The organism is Microbacterium imperiale (assembly GCF_017876655.1).
Lineage (GTDB): Bacteria > Actinomycetota > Actinomycetes > Actinomycetales > Microbacteriaceae > Microbacterium > Microbacterium imperiale.
On sequence record NZ_JAGIOK010000001.1, the window covers coordinates 926,636 to 942,588 of the forward strand.

Sequence of the window (15,953 nt, forward strand, 5' to 3'; positions counted from 1 at the left end):
GGGATGCCCGTGCCCGAGCATCCGTGAATTCTAGTCTCCCGCCGGCACGTCCGGCTCCGATACGCTCGGATGCATGGGGAGTGATCACTATTTCAGCGCGTCCCCGTCCAGCGAACAGAACCTCCGTCGCATCCGCGTGACCCTCGCGGGTCGCAACGTGGAGGTCACGACCGCGGGCGGGGTGTTCAGCCCTGACCACGTGGATTCGGGCACGGGTGTTCTGTTGGCCAATACCCCTCCGGCACCGCCCGGTGGGGACTTCCTCGACCTCGGCTGCGGCTGGGGGCCGATCTCGCTGTCGCTGGCGATGGAGTCGCCTCGCGCCACGGTCTGGGCCGTCGATGTGAACGAACGGGCTCTCGACCTGGTGCGACGCAACGCCGCTGAATTGGGACTCGACAACATCAACGCCGTGCTCCCCGACGATGTTCCCGACCACGTCGCATTCCGGACCATCCGCTCGAATCCGCCGATCCGGGTCGGCAAGAACGAGCTGCACGGGATGCTGCGCCGGTGGATCCCGCGGCTGTCCGAGCGCAGCGATGCGTGGCTCGTCGTGCAGCGCAACCTCGGATCGGACTCGCTGCAGCGGTGGCTCGCGGCGTCGTTCGAGGACGGTTACGCCGTCTCGCGTGCGGCGACGGGGCGGGGTTTCCGCGTCCTGCGGGTGCGCAAGCACGGCTCGACGCCGACCGGCGCGATCGAGCTGCCCTGAGCTGCACCGGTCAGTCGGCGAGGGTGACCTGCCCCGAGAAGACGAGGGTTGCCGGGCCGGACAGCAGGACGTGCTCGCCGTCGGCCTCCTGCACGACTCGCACCCCGAGCCGGCCGCCCGGAACATCGACGATCCAGCGATCGGGAGCGGCGGCGCCGGCCCAGTGGCGGACGGCGAGTGCGGACGCCGCGACGCCGGTTCCGCACGAGAGCGTCTCCCCCACGCCGCGCTCGAAGACGCGCATGCGGATCACACCGGTCCCCGCCTGCACAAGAGGCTCGGCCGGCACGACGAACTCGACGTTCGCGCCCGCCGCGGGCTGCGGCTCGAGCACCGGCTGCACCGACAGGTCGAGGCCGTCCAGCTCGTCCTCGCCGGCGAGGGCGACGACGACATGCGGGTTCCCGACGTCGATCGACTGACCCGGTCGGGCGACACCGAGTCCGCGGGCGCGGACGAGCACATCGCCGGCCTCGGCGCGCCAGAGGCCCCGGTCGACCTCGTAGCCGTTCTCGGCGCGCGTGATCGTCTTCACGCCTGCGCGGGTGCCGATCCGCAGGCCCGCGTCGATCGAGGCGAGCCCGGCGTCGGCGAGGTAGCGGGCGAACACGCGTGTGCCGTTGCCGCACATCTCGGCCTTCGAGCCGTCGGCGTTGCGGTAGTCCATGAACCACTCGGCGCCGGCGGCAGCGGCATCCGCCCCTTCAGGAATCGCGGCTGATCGGACGACCCGGAGCAGCCCATCGGCCCCGATGCCGACGTGGCGGTCGCAGAGCGCGGCGATCTGCGCGTCGCTGAGCTCGAGCGCGCCGTCCGGATCGGCGAGGATCACGAAGTCGTTGCCCGTGCCGTGGCCTTTGGTGAATGCGAGGGTCGCCATCTGCCCAGCTTAGGCGGGGCCGCCGGGGCCATCGACGACGATCCGCTTGCCCGTCGTCCAGGTGGAGAAGGGCTCGTAGCCGAGCTCGGTGTAGAAGCCGCGCACGACGTCGTTCTCGGGGCGCACCATCACCTGCACCTTGGGGCAGCCCATCGCCTCGAGCAGCCGTTCGGCCTCCGCGACGAGCTTGCGACCGACTCCCCGCTCGCGGTGCGTCGGGGCCGAAGCCAGGTAGTACAGCCAGCCGCGGTGCCCGTCATAGCCGGCCATGACGGTGCCGACGATGCGCGCCGCCGTGCCGTCGGCAGGCTCATCGACCGCGACGAGGAACAGCTCGGGCTGAACCGTGAGCTTGCGCCTGATGTCGGCACGCGGATCGTTCCACGGCCGGGTCAGGCCCGTCTCGTGCCAGAGCGCGACGACCTCATCCTCGTCGGCGGGTGCGAAGGCGCGCAGGGTGATGGTCATGAGTCGTCCTTCCCGGGGTCGGAGGCGCGGACGTCGGCAACCAGCGACGACGCCTCGGTCTCTCGCACGTCGATCCACCGCACCTGCTCGTAGCGTTTGAACCACGACACCTGTCGGCGCGCGTAACGCCGCGTGAGCGCTTGCGTCTCGGCGATCGCCTCGGCCTGCGTCAGCTCGCCGCGCAGCTGCGACAGGGCCTGGGCGTAGCCGATCGCCCGGCCCGCGGTGGGCCCGCGCTCGAGGCCCTCGCGGCGCAGCGCCTCGACCTCGTCGATCAGCCCGCTCTGCCACATCCGCTCCACGCGTGCGTCGAGCAACGGCACGAGCTCGTCCCGGGTGATCGCCGTGCCGATGATGCGGGTCGAGGGATGCCACAGCGCGGGCGCGTCGGGCAGCGCCCCGCCGTGCGTCGCTCCGCCCTGCGCGAGCACTTCCAGCGCGCGCACGATGCGCCGACCGTTGCGCGGGTCGATCCGCGCGGCCGCGGCGGGGTCGGCGTCACGGAGGCGCGCGAACAGCGCGGCGGCTCCCTGGCGGTCGAGCTCGTCCTCGAGCTGCGCGCGCAGCCCCTCGTCGCGCGGCGGGAACCGGAAATCGAACAGGACGCTCGAGGCGTAGAGCCCCGAACCGCCGACGAGGATCGCGTCGGCGCCGCGCGCGTGGATCTCACCGATCGTGCGCCGCGCGACATCCTGGTACCAGGCGACCGCGGCCTCGTCGGTCACGGAGAGCGCGTCGAACAGGTGATGCGGGATGCCGCGCCGCTGCGCCTCGGGCAGTTTGGCGGTTCCGATGTCCATGCCGCGATACAGCTGCATCGCATCGACGTTGACGATCTCCGCACGCCGGCCCCGCGCCGCGAGGACACCGGCCAGGTCGAGCGACAGCGCCGTCTTGCCGGTTCCCGTGGCTCCCACCACGGCCCAGAGCGTCGGCGACGGGTCACCGGCCGCGTCGAGGGTGGTCACACCCCGATACGCAGCGTCGGCAGGCCGAGCGACACGGCCCGGGGACCGCCGTCCGCGCTGGCCGGCGCGGGAACGCCACAGGATTCCGCCTGCGATCGATCCCAGGCGTCGCCGGCGCGGGTGCGTCGGATGCGCAGCGGCGCCCCGTCGAGGCTGTCGGCCAGGAGGTGGAACGGCGCGGCATGCGTCACTCGCACTGTGACGACGTCACCGGGTCGCGGCGTGGCAGAGCCCGCCGGAAGCTCGAAGTGGACGAGCCGGTTGTCTTCGGCTCGCCCGGTCAGCCGGTGCGTCTCCGCGCTCTTCTTGCCCTCCGCCGACGACACCAGCACCTCGACCTCTCGGCCGAGCTGCTTCTGGTTCTCTTCGAGCGAGATCCGGTCCTGCAGCGCGACGAGGCGCTCGTACCGTTCTTGCACGACGGCCTTCGGGATCTGGTCGGGCATCGTCGCCGCCGGGGTACCCTCGCGGATCGAGTACTGGAAGGTGAAGGCGCTGGCGAAGCGCGACTGCTCCACGACGCGCAGCGTGTCTTCGAAGTCCGCGTCGGTCTCGCCGGGGAATCCGACGATGATGTCGGTCGAGATCGCCGCGTGCGGGATGCGCTCGCGTACCCGGTCGAGGATGCCGAGGAACTTCGAGCTGCGGTACGACCGGCGCATCGCCTTCAGGATGCGGTCGGAGCCGGACTGCAGCGGCATGTGCAGCTGCGGCATCACGGCGGGCGTCTCGGCCATCGCGTCGATGACGTCGTCGGTGAAGGCGGCGGGGTGGGGGCTGGTGAAGCGGATGCGCTCGAGTCCGGGGATCTCCCCCGCTGCCCGCAGCAGCTTGCCGAACGCCTGTCGGTCGCCGAACTCCACGCCGTAGCTGTTGACGTTCTGCCCGAGGAGCGTGACCTCGACGGCGCCGTCGTCGACGAGCAGGCGGATCTCGTTGAGGATGTCGCCGGGTCGGCGGTCCTTCTCCTTGCCGCGCAGGTGCGGGACGATGCAGAAGGTGCAGGTGTTGTTGCAGCCGACCGAGATCGACACCCATCCGCTCGACACCGAGTCGCGCTTGGTCGGCAGCGTCGAGGGGAAGGTCTCGAGCGACTCGAGGATCTCGAGCTCGGCCTCCCCGTTGTGACGCGCTCGCTCGAGCAGCCCGGGCAGCGAGCCCATGTTGTGCGTGCCGAAGACGACGTCGACCCACGGCGCCTTCTGCTGGACGGCCGCCTGATCCATCTGCGCAAGGCATCCGCCGACAGCGATCTGCATACCGTCGTGCTTGTCTTTGCGCGATTTAAGGTGCCCCAGCGTGCCGTAGAGCTTGCCCGCGGCGTTGTCGCGCACCGCGCACGTGTTGATGACGATGACGTCTGCCTCGGCCCCGGGTTCGACGGGAAGGTAACCCGCGCTCTCGAGCGAGCCCGACAGGCGCTCGGAGTCGTGCACGTTCATCTGGCAGCCGAAGGTGCGCACCTCGTACGTGCGCGCGCGGCCGTCGGCCGACAGCGCGGCAGGGGACGGCGCGATCAGAGTGGGAGCGCTCGAGAGAGTCGACATGATGCCTTCATTCTACGATCGCGAGGTCGCTGCGACCGCTCGACAGACGGGGCTCACGCACCGGCGCGCACCGCTGCGCACAGGCTCGCTCACCTCAGTCCGAAGCTTCGTCGAGCGCGCGTCGCGCGGCGTCGAGCGCGACCGGGCCCGAGAAACCCCGGCGCGCGAGCTGACCGTGCAGACGACGCAGAGCGACGTCGCGGTCGAGACCGGACATGCCCCGTGCCCGCTGCCGCGCGAACTCGCCGGCCCGCTCCGCCTCGTCGTCGGGCAGAGAGGCCATCGCGATGTCGATGACGTCGCGATCGAGGCCGCGTCGCGCGAGAGTCTGCGCGATCGCGGTGGCGCCCTGGGCCTTGCGACCGAGCGCACCGTCGAGCAGCTGCTCGGCCAGACGCGCGTCGTCGAGGTAGCCGTTCTGCTCGAACGCCTCGATGATCTGCTCCGCGACGTCACCGTCCACGTCGGCGTCGCGCAGAGCGGCGCGGGCCTCGCGGATCGAGAGCGACCGCGTGCGCAGTTTGCGCAGCAGCATCCGCTCCGCGCGACCGCGCACGTCGTCGTCGCCGGCGGTGCTCGCGTCGCGGTCGCGTTCGCGCGTGGCCGCCGGATGCAGCGCCACCGGAGCGTCCGACGAACCACCCCCACCCGGACCGCGTGCGCTGTCGCGGGTCCAGGTCGTGTGCCACCGCTGGGAGGCGTCGCGCTCGGCGCGCCCGTCGCGACTCTCGTCGTTTTCTCGGATGGCGGAACGCGGTGTTTCGTCACGGGAGCGGACCGGCGCTTCGGCAGGCTGTCGAACGGGCCGCGCTCCCCCGCCGAAGAGAGGGATCACGGGGGCGAGGCGGTCGGACTCGCCCCCGTCGTCAGAACTCACGGTCACGCGGGCCGGCGGGCGGCGAGCTCGTCGCTGTCCGCCGCTGCGGCTGCGGCGGGCTGCCCGATGCCGAGCTTCTGCTTGATCTTGTTCTCGATCTCGGCGGCCATGTCGGCGTTCTTGATCAGGAAGTTGCGGGCGTTCTCTTTACCCTGGCCGAGCTGCTCGCCGTCATAGGTGTACCAGGCGCCCGACTTCTTGACGATGCCGTGCTCGACACCGAAGTCGATGAGGCTTCCCTCGCGAGAGATGCCCACGCCGTACAGGATGTCGAACTCCGCCTGCTTGAACGGCGGGGCCATCTTGTTCTTCACGACCTTGACGCGGGTGCGGTTACCCACCGCCTCGGTGCCGTCCTTCAGGGTCTCGATGCGGCGGATGTCGAGGCGCACCGAAGCGTAGAACTTCAGCGCCTTACCGCCTGCCGTCGTCTCGGGCGACCCGAAGAACACGCCGATCTTCTCGCGCAGCTGGTTGATGAAGATCGCGGTCGTCTTGGTCTGGTTGAGCCCACCGGTGAGCTTTCGCAGCGCCTGCGACATCAGGCGCGCCTGCAGACCGACGTGCGAATCGCCCATCTCGCCCTTGATCTCGGCCTCGGGCACCAGGGCTGCGACCGAGTCGATCACGACGAGGTCGATGGCGCCGGAGCGGATCAGCATGTCGGCGATCTCGAGCGCCTGCTCACCGGTGTCGGGCTGCGACACGAGGAGGGCGTCGATGTCGACGCCGAGCTTCTGGGCGTACGAGGGATCGAGCGCGTGCTCGGCGTCGATGAACGCGGCGATGCCGCCGGCGCGCTGCGCGTTGGCGATCGCGTGGAGCGTGAGCGTCGTCTTACCCGAGGACTCGGGGCCGTAGATCTCGATGATGCGGCCGCGCGGGAGGCCGCCGATGCCGAGGGCTACGTCGAGGGCGATGCTGCCCGTCGGGACGACCTCGACGGGCGCGCGCTCGTCGGAGCCGAGGCGCATGACCGAGCCCTTTCCGAACTGCCGGTCGATCTGGGCGAGGGCCGATTCGAGGGCCTTCTCGCGGTCAGCGGGTGATGGCATGGCGTGCTCCTTATGCTCGCGTTTCCGACGCCTGTAGGCTGTCGCGCTCCCGGCTCGGTGCCGGGATGCTGCGACAAGGCATGGGGTGTCTTCCGACTCCCCTCACGCTACGGAGGGCCTCCGACATCGGTCGGAGACGTTCCCGTTCTCGTGAGGCGGATGCGGAATCGACCACCTGTGCAGGAGCCTACGCGCCATTCGAACGGATATTCGACGACACGCCGCGCGGCGCGTCGTCGATCAGCGATCGCGCGGGTCGAGACGGCCTACGCCGTAGCGACGCGCCTCGGGCACATCGGCTTCGACGCACAGCGCCAGCCAGACCTCGCGCGGCGGCTCGCCGTCGCGCAGGGCCTGTCGTGCCGTGCGATTCCCGAGCCGCGGCAGCCCCAGATCATCGATCAGCGCTGATCCGAGCGCGCCGAACTCCGCGTCGACCGCACGGTCGAACTCACTTCGTCTCATGCAGAGCCGGCGCGGTCAGCGCAGCGAGAGCTCGGGCGTGACGAGGTCGTCGTCGAGGCCCGCGATGTCGTCGGGAACGACATCCGACAGCACCGGCAGCCCCTCGAGCACCGAGATACGGTCGCCGACCTCGCGCATGATCGTCGAGATCGGCACATCGAGTGCTTCCGCGACCGCGGCGAGGATCTCGCTCGACGCTTCCTTCTGACCGCGTTCGACCTCGCTCAGATAGCCCAGTGCGACGCTTGCACGACTCGCGACCTGACGAAGGGTGCGGCCCTTCTGCAGGCGGAGGTCACGCAGAACGTCGCCGATCTCCTGTCGAACCAAGATCATCTCGGACCCCCTCCTTCGTCGTGGTGCGGACCTGTCCCGGGTGGACAACGGTATCTCATCAGCACGTCACCCTAACCCGCTCCCGCTGTGGGTCGGATGAGAGTTGACATGCGAGGCGCACGATGACAACAACCCTGGCGCCCGCGCGGCTATTCCCTCAGAGAGCGTCGAGCGCGAGACGGATCGCGCGGGCCGTCGCCTCGGCGCGGATCTGCGCTCGGTCGCCGTCGAGCACGAGACTTTCGGTGCGGACGCCGAGCGCGGTGGACACGGCGATGTGCACCGTGCCGACCGGCTGCCCGTCCGGCGATTGCGGACCTGCGATCCCCGTCGTCGCGATGCCGACGTCCGCGACGGCGGAGCCCGGTCCGAGCGCCTCGCGCACCCCCTCCGCCATCTGCCGGGCGACGCGGGGATGCACGGCGCCGTGGGCTTCGAGGAGCGCGGCATCGACGTTCAGCAGTCGCTGCTTGATCTCGGTGGCGTACGCGACGATGCCGCCGCGGACCACGGCCGATGCGCCCGAGACCGCGACCAGCTCGGAGACGACGAGCCCGCCGGTCAGCGACTCGGCGACGCCGACGGTCCAGCCGAGCTCGCCGAGTCGTTCGACGAGGCGCTCGGCGTCCGTCCGGCGTCCCGTCGACACGAGCGTCGACTCGAGCTCGTCGGGCAGCTCGTGCACGTGCTCGCGCGCGGTCACGCTGCGCTCCGATCGCGCCGCGCGCCGCGAAGAGCCGTGACGACGTAGTCGATGCCGCTGGCCACGGTCAGCAGGACGGCGATCCACATCGCGATGGCGTTGACGACGTGGATGCCGTTGCCGAAGACCGTCCACAGCGGCAGCAGCGCGAGCGAGAGCGCCACCGCCTGCGCGACCGTCTTGAGCTTGCCCATCCACGCGGCGGCCACGACGTGGTCACCCGCCACCAGGAGCCGGTGCACGGTGATGCCGAGTTCGCGCATGAGCACGATGATCGTCACGAACCAGGGAAGCTCGCCGAGGATGGACAGACCGACGAAGGCCAGGCCGGTCAGGACCTTGTCGGCGATCGGGTCGAGCAGCTTCCCGAGATCGGTGACGATGCGGTAGCGACGTGCGAGGTAGCCGTCGATGCCGTCGGTCGCGATCGCGACGATGAACAGCACGGCCGCCCACCAGCGCAGGGCGCCGTCGGCACCGGCATCCGCCAGCAGCATCCACAGGAAGACCGGTGCGCACAGGATGCGCACGATCGTGATGGTGTTGGGCAGTTGCCTCGGGATCGCCACGGTGCGAGCCTAACCGTCAGTCGCGGCCCGTGAGACCCCAGGCGTCCTCGGAACCGTTGTCGCCGTCGACGACCTCGAGTCCCTCGAACTGGGCCTCGACCGGGTCGGCCGACGGCGCGGCGGGCGCCGACGCCGGCGGTTCCTCGCCGCGCAGACGCGCCAGGACGGCGGGCAGCTGCTCCGGCGTCACCAGCACGTCGCGGGCCTTCGAGCCCTCGGACGGCCCGACGATCCCGCGCGACTCCAGCAGGTCCATGAGTCGGCCCGCCTTTGCGAAGCCGACCCGCAGCTTGCGCTGGAGCATCGAGGTCGAGCCGAACTGGGTCGACACGATCTGCTCCGCGGCCGCGAGCAGCAGCTCGAGGTCGTCGCCGATGTCGGCGTCGATCTCCTTCTTCTCGGCCACCGCCGCGACATCCGAGCGGTACTCCGGCTGGGCCTGTCCCTTGACGTGGGCGACGACCTTCTCGATCTCGGACTCCGCGACCCAGGCGCCCTGCACGCGGATGGCTTTGGAGGTGCCCATCGGCAGGAACAGGGCGTCTCCCTGTCCGATGAGCCGGTCGGCGCCCGGCTGGTCGAGGATGACGCGCGAGTCGGTGACGCTCGTCACCGCGAAGGCGAGACGCGAGGGCACGTTGGCCTTGATCAGACCCGTGACGACATCGACCGAGGGTCGCTGGGTAGCCAGGACGAGGTGGATGCCGCTCGCGCGGGCGAGCTGCGTGATGCGGACGATCGAATCCTCGACGTCGCGCGGGGCGACCATCATCAGATCGGCGAGCTCGTCGACGACCACGAGCAGGTACGGGTAGGGCTTGAGCACCCGCTCACTGCCGGCCGGGAGCTGGATCTCGCCGGCGACGACCGCCTTGTTGAAGTCGTCGATGTGGCGGAATCCGAACGACGCGAGGTCGTCGTACCGCATGTCCATCTCTTTGACGACCCACTGCAGCGCCTCGGCGGCCTTCTTGGGGTTCGTGATGATGGGCGTGATCAGGTGCGGCACCCCGGCGTAGCTCGTGAGCTCGACGCGCTTGGGGTCGATCAGGACCATGCGCACATCTGTGGGCTTCGCCCGCATGAGCAGGCTCGTGATCATCGAGTTGACGAAGCTCGACTTGCCCGAACCGGTCGAGCCGGCCACCAGGAGGTGGGGCATCTTCGCGAGGTTCGCCACGACGAACCCGCCGCCGACGTCCTTGCCGACGCCGATCGTCATGGGGTGCGTCGACGACGTCGCGGCGTTGGAGCGCAGCACGTCGCCGAGCGTGACGATCTCGCGGTCGGTGTTCGGGATCTCGACGCCGATGGCGCTCTTGCCGGGGATGGGCGCGAGGATGCGGACCTCGTTCGAGGCCACGGCGTAGGCGATGTTGTTCGTCAGCGCCGTGATCTTCTCGACCTTGGTGCCGGGTCCGACCTCGATCTCGTACTGCGTCACGGTCGGGCCTCGCGAGAAGCCCGTCACCTTCGCGTCGATGGAGAACTGCTCGAAGACGCCGGTGATGGCGCGCACGATGGCGTCGTTCGCCTCCGACCGCGTCTTGGCCGGGGTGCCGGCGCCGAGCGCCGCGACAGCAGGCAGGCGATACGGAGTCGTCGGCGGCTGACCGTGCGAGTCGCCACCGAGCCCGGTGAGGCCGGGCAGCTCTTCGATCTCGCCCGTGTCGCCGTCGTCGCGCACGGCGGTGTCGGCGGGGCGCCCGGAGCGTGCGGCGCTCGCGGCACGCTCGATGACGGACGGGTCGATGACCTCGGTCTGCGCCTCGGGGAGCGGCGGCGGCGTCGCTACCGCCTGCTCGAAGCCGCCGTCGATCGAGGGGCCGAGGAGCTCCGTGAGGTCCTGCGACCCGATGCCGTCGTCGGGGTCCTCCTCGCGTCCGCTCTTGTTGCGACGCCACCAGGGAAGGACGTCGTCGTCCTCGTCGGTCTCGTCGTCGGCGGGAGCCGCCTTCTTGCCCTTCTTGGGCGCGAACGCGACGGTCGGGGCGTCGCCGTCCGGGTCGGCCACGGCACGCTCGGCCCCGAACATCCAGGCGTACAGGTCGCCGAGGCGCGCGCCGATCCGGTTGGGGGGCGTCTTGGTGAGGATCAGGACGCTGAGGGCTGCGACGAGTCCCAGCACGGCCGCCGCTCCGTACGCGGTGAGGATCGTCAGCGGCTCGCCGACCGCCCAGCCGAACAGTCCGCCCGCCGCGCTCAGTTCCACCGCGCCCGACTTGGGCTCCGGCCGCCCGCCGAAGACGTGGCAGAACCCGGCGATCGACAGCACGAAGAGACCGAAGCCGATGCCGATGCGTCCGTTGTCGTTCACCGAGGCGGGATGACGGAACAGCCAGCCCGCGAGGAAGAGCAGCAGCACCGGCATGATGAACGCCTCGCGGCCGATCAGGAACCCGACCGTATAGGCGCTGACGAGCGTGCCCGCCTCGGTGCCGATCAGGAACCACTCGACCGCCGCGCCGGCGATCGCGAGCAGCACCAGCAGGAAGGGCAGGCCGTCGCGGCGCTGGTCCTTCTCGAGGTTCTCGGGCCCGAACGCGCGGAACATCCCGCCCGTCGCGTGCGCGAGCCCCATCCAGGCACGCGCGATCACCGGCGGGTGCTCCGCCTCGTCGACGTACCGCTTCGGGGTGGGTTCGCTCTTGCGGGCGCGCGAGGTCGAGGTCTTCGCCGGTGCGCGGCGTCCGGAGGGCGCGTTCGTGCTCCTGGCCATACGCTCCACGGTACGCGGGGGTCACCCCATTCCCGCGGAACGACGCGGGTCAGGCCTCGATGACGACCGGCACGATCATCGGGCGGCGCCGCAGCGACTGGTTGACCCAGCGCCCGATGGTGCGACGGACGACCTGCGACAGCGCGTGGTTGTCGCGCGTGCCCGACTGCACGGCCTCAGCCAGCGCCGCCGCGATCTTCGGCTTGACGCCTTCGAACACCGAGTCGTCCTCGGCGACGCCGCGCGCGTGGATGTCGGGACCGCTGACGACCCGACCGGTCTTGCCGTCGACAACGACGATGACCGAGATGAAGCCCTCCTCGCCGAGGATGCGGCGATCCTTGAGGTCGGCGTCGGTGATCTCGCCCACGGTCGAGCCGTCGACGTAGACGAACCCGATGTCGAGCTGCCCGACGACCTCGGCGACCCCGTTCTTGAGGTCGACGACGGTGCCGTTCTCGGCGAGGATCGTCCGCTCCGCCGGGATGCCGGTGTCCTGTGCGAGCTTGGCGTTGGCCATCAGGTGGCGGTACTCGCCGTGCACGGGCAGGACGTTGCGCGGACGCAGGATGTTGTAGCAGTACAACAGCTCGCCGGCCGCGGCGTGCCCCGAGACGTGCACCTTCGCGTTGCCCTTGTGGACCACGTTCGCCCCGAGCTTCGTCAGCCCGTCGATCACGCGGTAGATGGCGTTCTCGTTGCCCGGAATCTGGCTGGAGGCGAGGATGACGGTGTCGCCCTCCCCCGGCTCGATGGCGTGCTCGAGGTTGGCCATGCGCGAGAGCACGGCCATGGGCTCGCCCTGCGACCCGGTCGACATGTAGACGATCCGGTCGTCGGGCAGGTCCTGCGCCTTCTTGTAGTCGATCAGGACGCCGTCGGGCACGTTCAGGTAGCCGAGGTTCTCGGCGATGGTCATGTTGCGCACCATGCTGCGACCGAGGAACGCGACGCGACGACCGTTGGCGGCAGCGGCATCCACCACCTGCTGCACACGGTGGACGTGGCTCGAGAAACTCGCGACGATGACGCGGCGCGGCGACTTGCTGATGACCTGGTCGAGCACGGGACCGATGCCGCGCTCGGTCGGCGTGAAGCCGGGCACGTCGGCGTTGGTGGAGTCGACGAGGAAGAGGTCGACGCCCTCCTCGCCCAGGCGCGAGAACGCACGGAGGTCGGTGATGCGCCCGTCGAGCGGCAGCTGGTCCATCTTGAAGTCGCCGGTCGCGAGCACGAGGCCTGCCGGAGTGCGCACCGCGACGGCGAGCGCGTCGGGGATCGAGTGGTTGACCGCGATGAACTCGAGGTCGAACGGACCGACCTGCTCGCGCTGCCCCTCGGTGACAGTGAGCGTGAACGGACGGATGCGGTGCTCTTTGAGCTTCGCCTCGATGAGGGCGAGCGTCAGCCCCGATCCGATGAGGGGGATGTCGCGCTTGAGCTTGAGCAGGTACGGGACCGCGCCGATGTGGTCCTCGTGACCGTGCGTGAGCACGACGCCGACGATGTCGTCGAGACGGTGACGGATCGGCTCGAAGTCGGGAAGGATGAGGTCGACACCGGGCTGGTGCTCCTCGGGGAACAGCACGCCGCAGTCGACGACGAGGAGCTTGCCCTCGTACTCGAAGACGGTCATGTTGCGGCCGACCTCGCCGAGGCCGCCGAGCGGGAACACGCGCAGCGTTCCGGGTTCGAGTGCGGGCGGGCTGAAGACGTTCGTGGGCATTGGCACGCTTCCTCGGGATGCCCGCGTGTGCGGCATCCCTATTCGTTTTCGTCTAGCGGGTCGTCCCGTGCACCTTGGGCAGCGCGCCGCCGGCGGCGGCGTTTCGGTCGGGACGGAAGTTGGAGAAGTCGGCGCCGGGCACGCCCGAGACGAGCGCGAGCTCGTCCTCGATGATCGCGGCCTCCCACTCCTCCGGCCCCACGAGCGGCAGACGCACGCGCGGGCTGGAGATGCGGCCGAGGCCGTGGAGGATGTACTTGGCGCTGACCGTGCCGGGAACGTGCGTCATGACGGCGCGCACGAGCGGCTCGAGGCTCTTGTGCGCGGCGGTCGCCGCGGCGAGGTCGCCGCGGTTCACGGCATCCACGATCGTGCGGTAGGGCGTCGCCGTGATGTTGGCGGTGACGCCGATGAGGCCGCTCGCCCCGATGGAGAGGTGAGGCAGGACGTTGGCGTCATCGCCCGAGAAGTACATCAGGTCGGTCTGGTTGAGCACGCGGCTGACCTCGCTGAAGTCGCCCTTCGCGTCCTTGATGGCGAGGATGTTGGGGTGCTTCGCCAGGCGCAGGATCGTCTCGTACTTGATCGGGACGCCGGTGCGGCCGGGAATGTCGTACAGGATGACGGGTAGATCGGTCGCGTCGGCGACGAGACGGAAGTGCGTCAGGATGCCGGCCTGCGTGGGCTTGTTGTAGTACGGCGTGACGATCATGATGCCGTCGGCCCCGGCCTTCTCACTGGCCTTGTAGAGCTCGATCGCGTGGGCGGTCTCGTTCGACCCGCCGCCGGTGATGATCTTGGCGCGGCCGGCCGACACCGACTTGCCGACCTCGACGAGCCGCAGCTTCTCGGGGTCGGTCAGGGTGCTGGTCTCCCCCGTGGTGCCCGTGACGACGACGCCGTCGGCTCCGGCCGTGATGACGTCGTCGATGTGCTTCTCGACGGCGGGCCAGTCGACTTCACCGTCGGCGGTCATCGGCGTGACCAGCGCGACGAGGACCTGTCCGAAGGGATTGCCCGTGTGCGTCATGGTCTCAGGGTATCGGTTCCGCCTCTGCGCCGTGGCGCCGCCGTCGTAGGGTGGCGGCATGGCGTGGACGACCCGGGGCACCCGCGCGGTGTACGACAACCGCTGGATCTCGGTACGCGAGGACGAGGTCACCGGGCCCGCGGGCGACGGCATCTACGGGGTCGTCGAGATGCGGCATCCCGCCGTATTTGTCGTCGCCCTCGATGAGGACGACCGCGTCTGCTTCGTCGAGGTCGACCGGTACACGACCGGCCGCTCGATCGAGGTGCCCGCCGGAGGCAGCGACGGCGAGGACGCGCTCGTGGCGGCGCAGCGTGAACTGCTCGAGGAGACGGGCCTCGTCGCGCGGACGTGGGAGCACATCGGGACGATGAACGCCCTCAACGGGATCGCCGTCGCCCCCGAACACGTCTTCCTCGCGCGGGATCTCAGCACCGCCGAGGACGCCACCGGCTCGCAGGACGAGGAGGGGATCGAGCGGGTGCTGTGGATGCCGTTCGCCGAGGCCCTGCGCCGCGTCGCCGCCGGCGAGATCACCGACGGCGAGACGGTGGCGGCGCTGGCCTACGCGGGCATCCGCCTCGGCCGGTTCGCCTGAGCCCAGCGTCCGCTGGGCGCGAAGGCGTCAGGGAGCGACGCGCCCGTTCGCGTTGAACGCCGCGTGCGTCAGCGGCATGAGCTCGCGCCAGGCCGTCTCCATCTTCTCAGCGCACATCTCGATCTCGCGCTGTGGGAACGACGGGAAGTGCGTGCCCTCGACCTTGGTGCGCAGCGACAGGAAGTTCATCAGCGCGCGGGCGTTCATCGTCACGTACATCGAGGAGTAGATGTTCAGCGGCAGGACGATCCGCGCGACCTCTCGGGCGACACCGGCGGCCAGCATTCGCTGGTACGCCTCGTAGGCCTGCGTGGATGCCGCGCGGGTGCTCTCGTCGACGAGCGCGAACTGCTCGTCGGTGCCAGGGAGGAACTCGTAGGCACCCGGCTTGCCCACCTGGTTGAGGTTGCGCTCCCGCGCCGGGACGTAGAACACCGGACGCAGCTCGCGGTAGCGGCCCGACTCCTCGTTGTACGAGGCCATCCGGTGACGCATGAACTCGCGGAAGACGAAGATCGGCGCCTGCACATAGAAGGTCATCGAGTTGTGCTCGAAGGGCGACCCGTGGCGGTCGCGCATCAGATAGTTGATGAGCCCGCGGTCACGGCCGGACGCCTCGGTTCCCGCGGCGGCCGCATCGAGCGTCTGCTCCCCCTGCGTCGACACGCGCGCCGCGAACAGCACATCGGCGTCGGCGGCGGAGGAGCGGATCAGTTCGACCGTCACATCACTGCGGAACTCGATCTCGGGCGTTGTCGGGGTCTGCTCGGCGTCGCTCACGGCTTCAGATTACCCCCGGCGGCTCGGAGCGCCGGGACGGCGGGATGGGACTAATCTGGACTGTTGTGGAACTCCTGGCGGTGGCCATCGTACTGGCCGTGCTGTTAGCGGTAACAGGCGCGATCGGCGTCGCCCTCCGATGGCGCGCCTCGCGCCCCTACCCCGCACCCCGCTTCGACGTCGTCGACCCCCGCCGGCTCGGCGCTCAGCCCGACGCCCTGGGCCGCACCGCGACGCTGCTGCAGTTCAGCACCGAGACCGGGCACCGCTGCCCCGCCGCCCACCGCACGCTGGCCGCGGTGGCGGGCGACTGCGAGGACGTCGTCCACCTCGACATCGACGTCACCGATCGCCCCGACATCGCGCGACGGTTCCAGATCGCCCAGACACCGACCACGTTCGTCCTCGACGGGCGCGGCGTCGTCCGCACCCGGTTCGGCGGCGCGCCGCGACGGGATGTCGTCCAGCTCGAGATCCTGCGATTGCGTTCCGAGACCGCCTCGGTCTGACCCGCGTC

General features: G+C 70.0%; 17 protein-coding genes. 3 read left to right on the forward strand and 14 right to left on the reverse strand.

Going from position 1 to position 15,953, the window contains the following annotated elements:
- The first annotated feature begins 73 nt into the window (after positions 1 to 73).
- Positions 74 to 715, forward strand: a complete 642-nt coding sequence (locus tag JOF37_RS04645) for a class I SAM-dependent methyltransferase (RefSeq protein WP_210005539.1) — start codon at positions 74 to 76, stop codon at positions 713 to 715.
- Between the two features lie 10 nt (positions 716 to 725).
- Here the strand turns inward: JOF37_RS04645 and dapF are convergent, their stop codons facing one another.
- The 13 genes from dapF to dapA all read right to left on the reverse strand — a co-directional run bounded on the left by dapF (position 726) and on the right by dapA (position 14,058).
- Positions 726 to 1,595 (reverse strand): diaminopimelate epimerase, encoded by an 870-nt coding sequence (gene dapF / locus JOF37_RS04650; RefSeq protein WP_210005543.1) that lies wholly within the window; start codon positions 1,593 to 1,595, stop codon positions 726 to 728.
- A 9-nt stretch (positions 1,596 to 1,604) separates the two neighbouring features.
- The gene (locus tag JOF37_RS04655) at positions 1,605 to 2,063 is read right to left on the reverse strand and encodes a GNAT family acetyltransferase (protein ID WP_210005544.1); all 459 of its coding nucleotides are present in this window, start codon (positions 2,061 to 2,063) and stop codon (positions 1,605 to 1,607) included.
- Positions 2,060 to 3,031: a tRNA (adenosine(37)-N6)-dimethylallyltransferase MiaA gene (gene miaA / locus JOF37_RS04660; protein ID WP_210005546.1), complete on the reverse strand. Its 972-nt coding sequence runs from the start codon at positions 3,029 to 3,031 to the stop codon at positions 2,060 to 2,062. Before miaA ends, JOF37_RS04655 begins: the two co-directional genes overlap by 4 nt.
- Positions 3,028 to 4,578 (reverse strand): tRNA (N6-isopentenyl adenosine(37)-C2)-methylthiotransferase MiaB, encoded by a 1,551-nt coding sequence (gene miaB / locus JOF37_RS04665; protein WP_210005552.1) that lies wholly within the window; start codon positions 4,576 to 4,578, stop codon positions 3,028 to 3,030. The genes miaA and miaB overlap by 4 nt, the downstream gene beginning before the upstream one ends.
- A 94-nt stretch (positions 4,579 to 4,672) precedes the next feature.
- Complete coding sequence (locus tag JOF37_RS04670) at positions 4,673 to 5,200, reverse strand: regulatory protein RecX (protein WP_271174833.1); 528 nt, start codon at positions 5,198 to 5,200, stop codon at positions 4,673 to 4,675.
- A 257-nt stretch (positions 5,201 to 5,457) separates the two neighbouring features.
- Positions 5,458 to 6,510: a recombinase RecA gene (gene recA / locus JOF37_RS04675; protein ID WP_210005553.1), complete on the reverse strand. Its 1,053-nt coding sequence runs from the start codon at positions 6,508 to 6,510 to the stop codon at positions 5,458 to 5,460.
- 240 nt (positions 6,511 to 6,750) lie between these two features.
- A complete protein-coding gene (locus JOF37_RS04680) occupies positions 6,751 to 6,975 on the reverse strand; it encodes a DUF3046 domain-containing protein (protein ID WP_210005555.1) in 225 nt (74 codons plus the stop codon).
- A 15-nt stretch (positions 6,976 to 6,990) separates the two neighbouring features.
- A complete protein-coding gene (locus tag JOF37_RS04685) occupies positions 6,991 to 7,311 on the reverse strand; it encodes a helix-turn-helix domain-containing protein (RefSeq protein ID WP_210005565.1) in 321 nt (106 codons plus the stop codon).
- Positions 7,312 to 7,468: 157 nt separating this feature from the next.
- The gene (locus JOF37_RS04690) at positions 7,469 to 8,014 is read right to left on the reverse strand and encodes a CinA family protein (protein ID WP_372445412.1); all 546 of its coding nucleotides are present in this window, start codon (positions 8,012 to 8,014) and stop codon (positions 7,469 to 7,471) included.
- Positions 8,011 to 8,583, reverse strand: a complete 573-nt coding sequence (gene pgsA / locus JOF37_RS04695) for a CDP-diacylglycerol--glycerol-3-phosphate 3-phosphatidyltransferase (RefSeq protein WP_210005567.1) — start codon at positions 8,581 to 8,583, stop codon at positions 8,011 to 8,013. The genes JOF37_RS04690 and pgsA overlap by 4 nt, the downstream gene beginning before the upstream one ends.
- 16 nt (positions 8,584 to 8,599) lie before the next feature.
- Positions 8,600 to 11,302 carry a DNA translocase FtsK gene (locus JOF37_RS04700; protein WP_210005569.1) on the reverse strand — a complete coding sequence of 901 codons (2,703 nt, stop codon included), beginning with the start codon at positions 11,300 to 11,302 and terminating at the stop codon, positions 8,600 to 8,602.
- Positions 11,303 to 11,351: 49 nt separating this feature from the next.
- The gene (locus JOF37_RS04705; RefSeq protein ID WP_210005571.1) at positions 11,352 to 13,028 is read right to left on the reverse strand and encodes a ribonuclease J; all 1,677 of its coding nucleotides are present in this window, start codon (positions 13,026 to 13,028) and stop codon (positions 11,352 to 11,354) included.
- A gap of 52 nt (positions 13,029 to 13,080) precedes the next feature.
- Positions 13,081 to 14,058, reverse strand: a complete 978-nt coding sequence (gene dapA / locus JOF37_RS04710; protein WP_210005575.1) for a 4-hydroxy-tetrahydrodipicolinate synthase — start codon at positions 14,056 to 14,058, stop codon at positions 13,081 to 13,083.
- A gap of 58 nt (positions 14,059 to 14,116) precedes the next feature.
- On the opposite strand from dapA, the gene JOF37_RS04715 reads away from it, so the two are divergent.
- Positions 14,117 to 14,656 carry an NUDIX domain-containing protein gene (locus tag JOF37_RS04715; protein WP_210005576.1) on the forward strand — a complete coding sequence of 180 codons (540 nt, stop codon included), beginning with the start codon at positions 14,117 to 14,119 and terminating at the stop codon, positions 14,654 to 14,656.
- A 27-nt stretch (positions 14,657 to 14,683) separates the two neighbouring features.
- On the opposite strand, the gene thyX is transcribed toward JOF37_RS04715, so the two are convergent.
- The gene (gene thyX, locus JOF37_RS04720) at positions 14,684 to 15,436 is read right to left on the reverse strand and encodes an FAD-dependent thymidylate synthase (protein ID WP_210005577.1); all 753 of its coding nucleotides are present in this window, start codon (positions 15,434 to 15,436) and stop codon (positions 14,684 to 14,686) included.
- Positions 15,437 to 15,501: 65 nt separating this feature from the next.
- Here thyX and JOF37_RS04725 point away from each other — a divergent pair, with 65 nt between their 5' ends.
- Positions 15,502 to 15,945: a TlpA family protein disulfide reductase gene (locus tag JOF37_RS04725; RefSeq protein WP_271174832.1), complete on the forward strand. Its 444-nt coding sequence runs from the start codon at positions 15,502 to 15,504 to the stop codon at positions 15,943 to 15,945.
- The last annotated feature ends 8 nt before the right edge of the window (positions 15,946 to 15,953 follow it).

Excerpts from the sequence above, each read along its gene's own strand:
- JOF37_RS04645 (WP_210005539.1), top strand. The coding sequence starts at position 74 with ATGGGGAGTGATCACTATTTCAGCGCGTCCCCGTCCAGCGAACAGAAC.
- dapF (WP_210005543.1), bottom strand. The coding sequence starts at position 1,595 with ATGGCGACCCTCGCATTCACCAAAGGCCACGGCACGGGCAACGACTTC.
- JOF37_RS04655 (WP_210005544.1), bottom strand. The coding sequence starts at position 2,063 with ATGACCATCACCCTGCGCGCCTTCGCACCCGCCGACGAGGATGAGGTC.
- miaB (WP_210005552.1), bottom strand. The coding sequence starts at position 4,578 with ATGTCGACTCTCTCGAGCGCTCCCACTCTGATCGCGCCGTCCCCTGCC.
- recA (WP_210005553.1), bottom strand. The coding sequence starts at position 6,510 with ATGCCATCACCCGCTGACCGCGAGAAGGCCCTCGAATCGGCCCTCGCC.
- JOF37_RS04680 (WP_210005555.1), bottom strand. The coding sequence starts at position 6,975 with ATGAGACGAAGTGAGTTCGACCGTGCGGTCGACGCGGAGTTCGGCGCG.
- JOF37_RS04685 (WP_210005565.1), bottom strand. The coding sequence starts at position 7,311 with ATGATCTTGGTTCGACAGGAGATCGGCGACGTTCTGCGTGACCTCCGC.
- JOF37_RS04700 (WP_210005569.1), bottom strand. The coding sequence starts at position 11,302 with ATGGCCAGGAGCACGAACGCGCCCTCCGGACGCCGCGCACCGGCGAAG.
- JOF37_RS04705 (WP_210005571.1), bottom strand. The coding sequence starts at position 13,028 with ATGCCCACGAACGTCTTCAGCCCGCCCGCACTCGAACCCGGAACGCTG.
- dapA (WP_210005575.1), bottom strand. The coding sequence starts at position 14,058 with ATGACGCACACGGGCAATCCCTTCGGACAGGTCCTCGTCGCGCTGGTC.
- JOF37_RS04715 (WP_210005576.1), top strand. The coding sequence starts at position 14,117 with ATGGCGTGGACGACCCGGGGCACCCGCGCGGTGTACGACAACCGCTGG.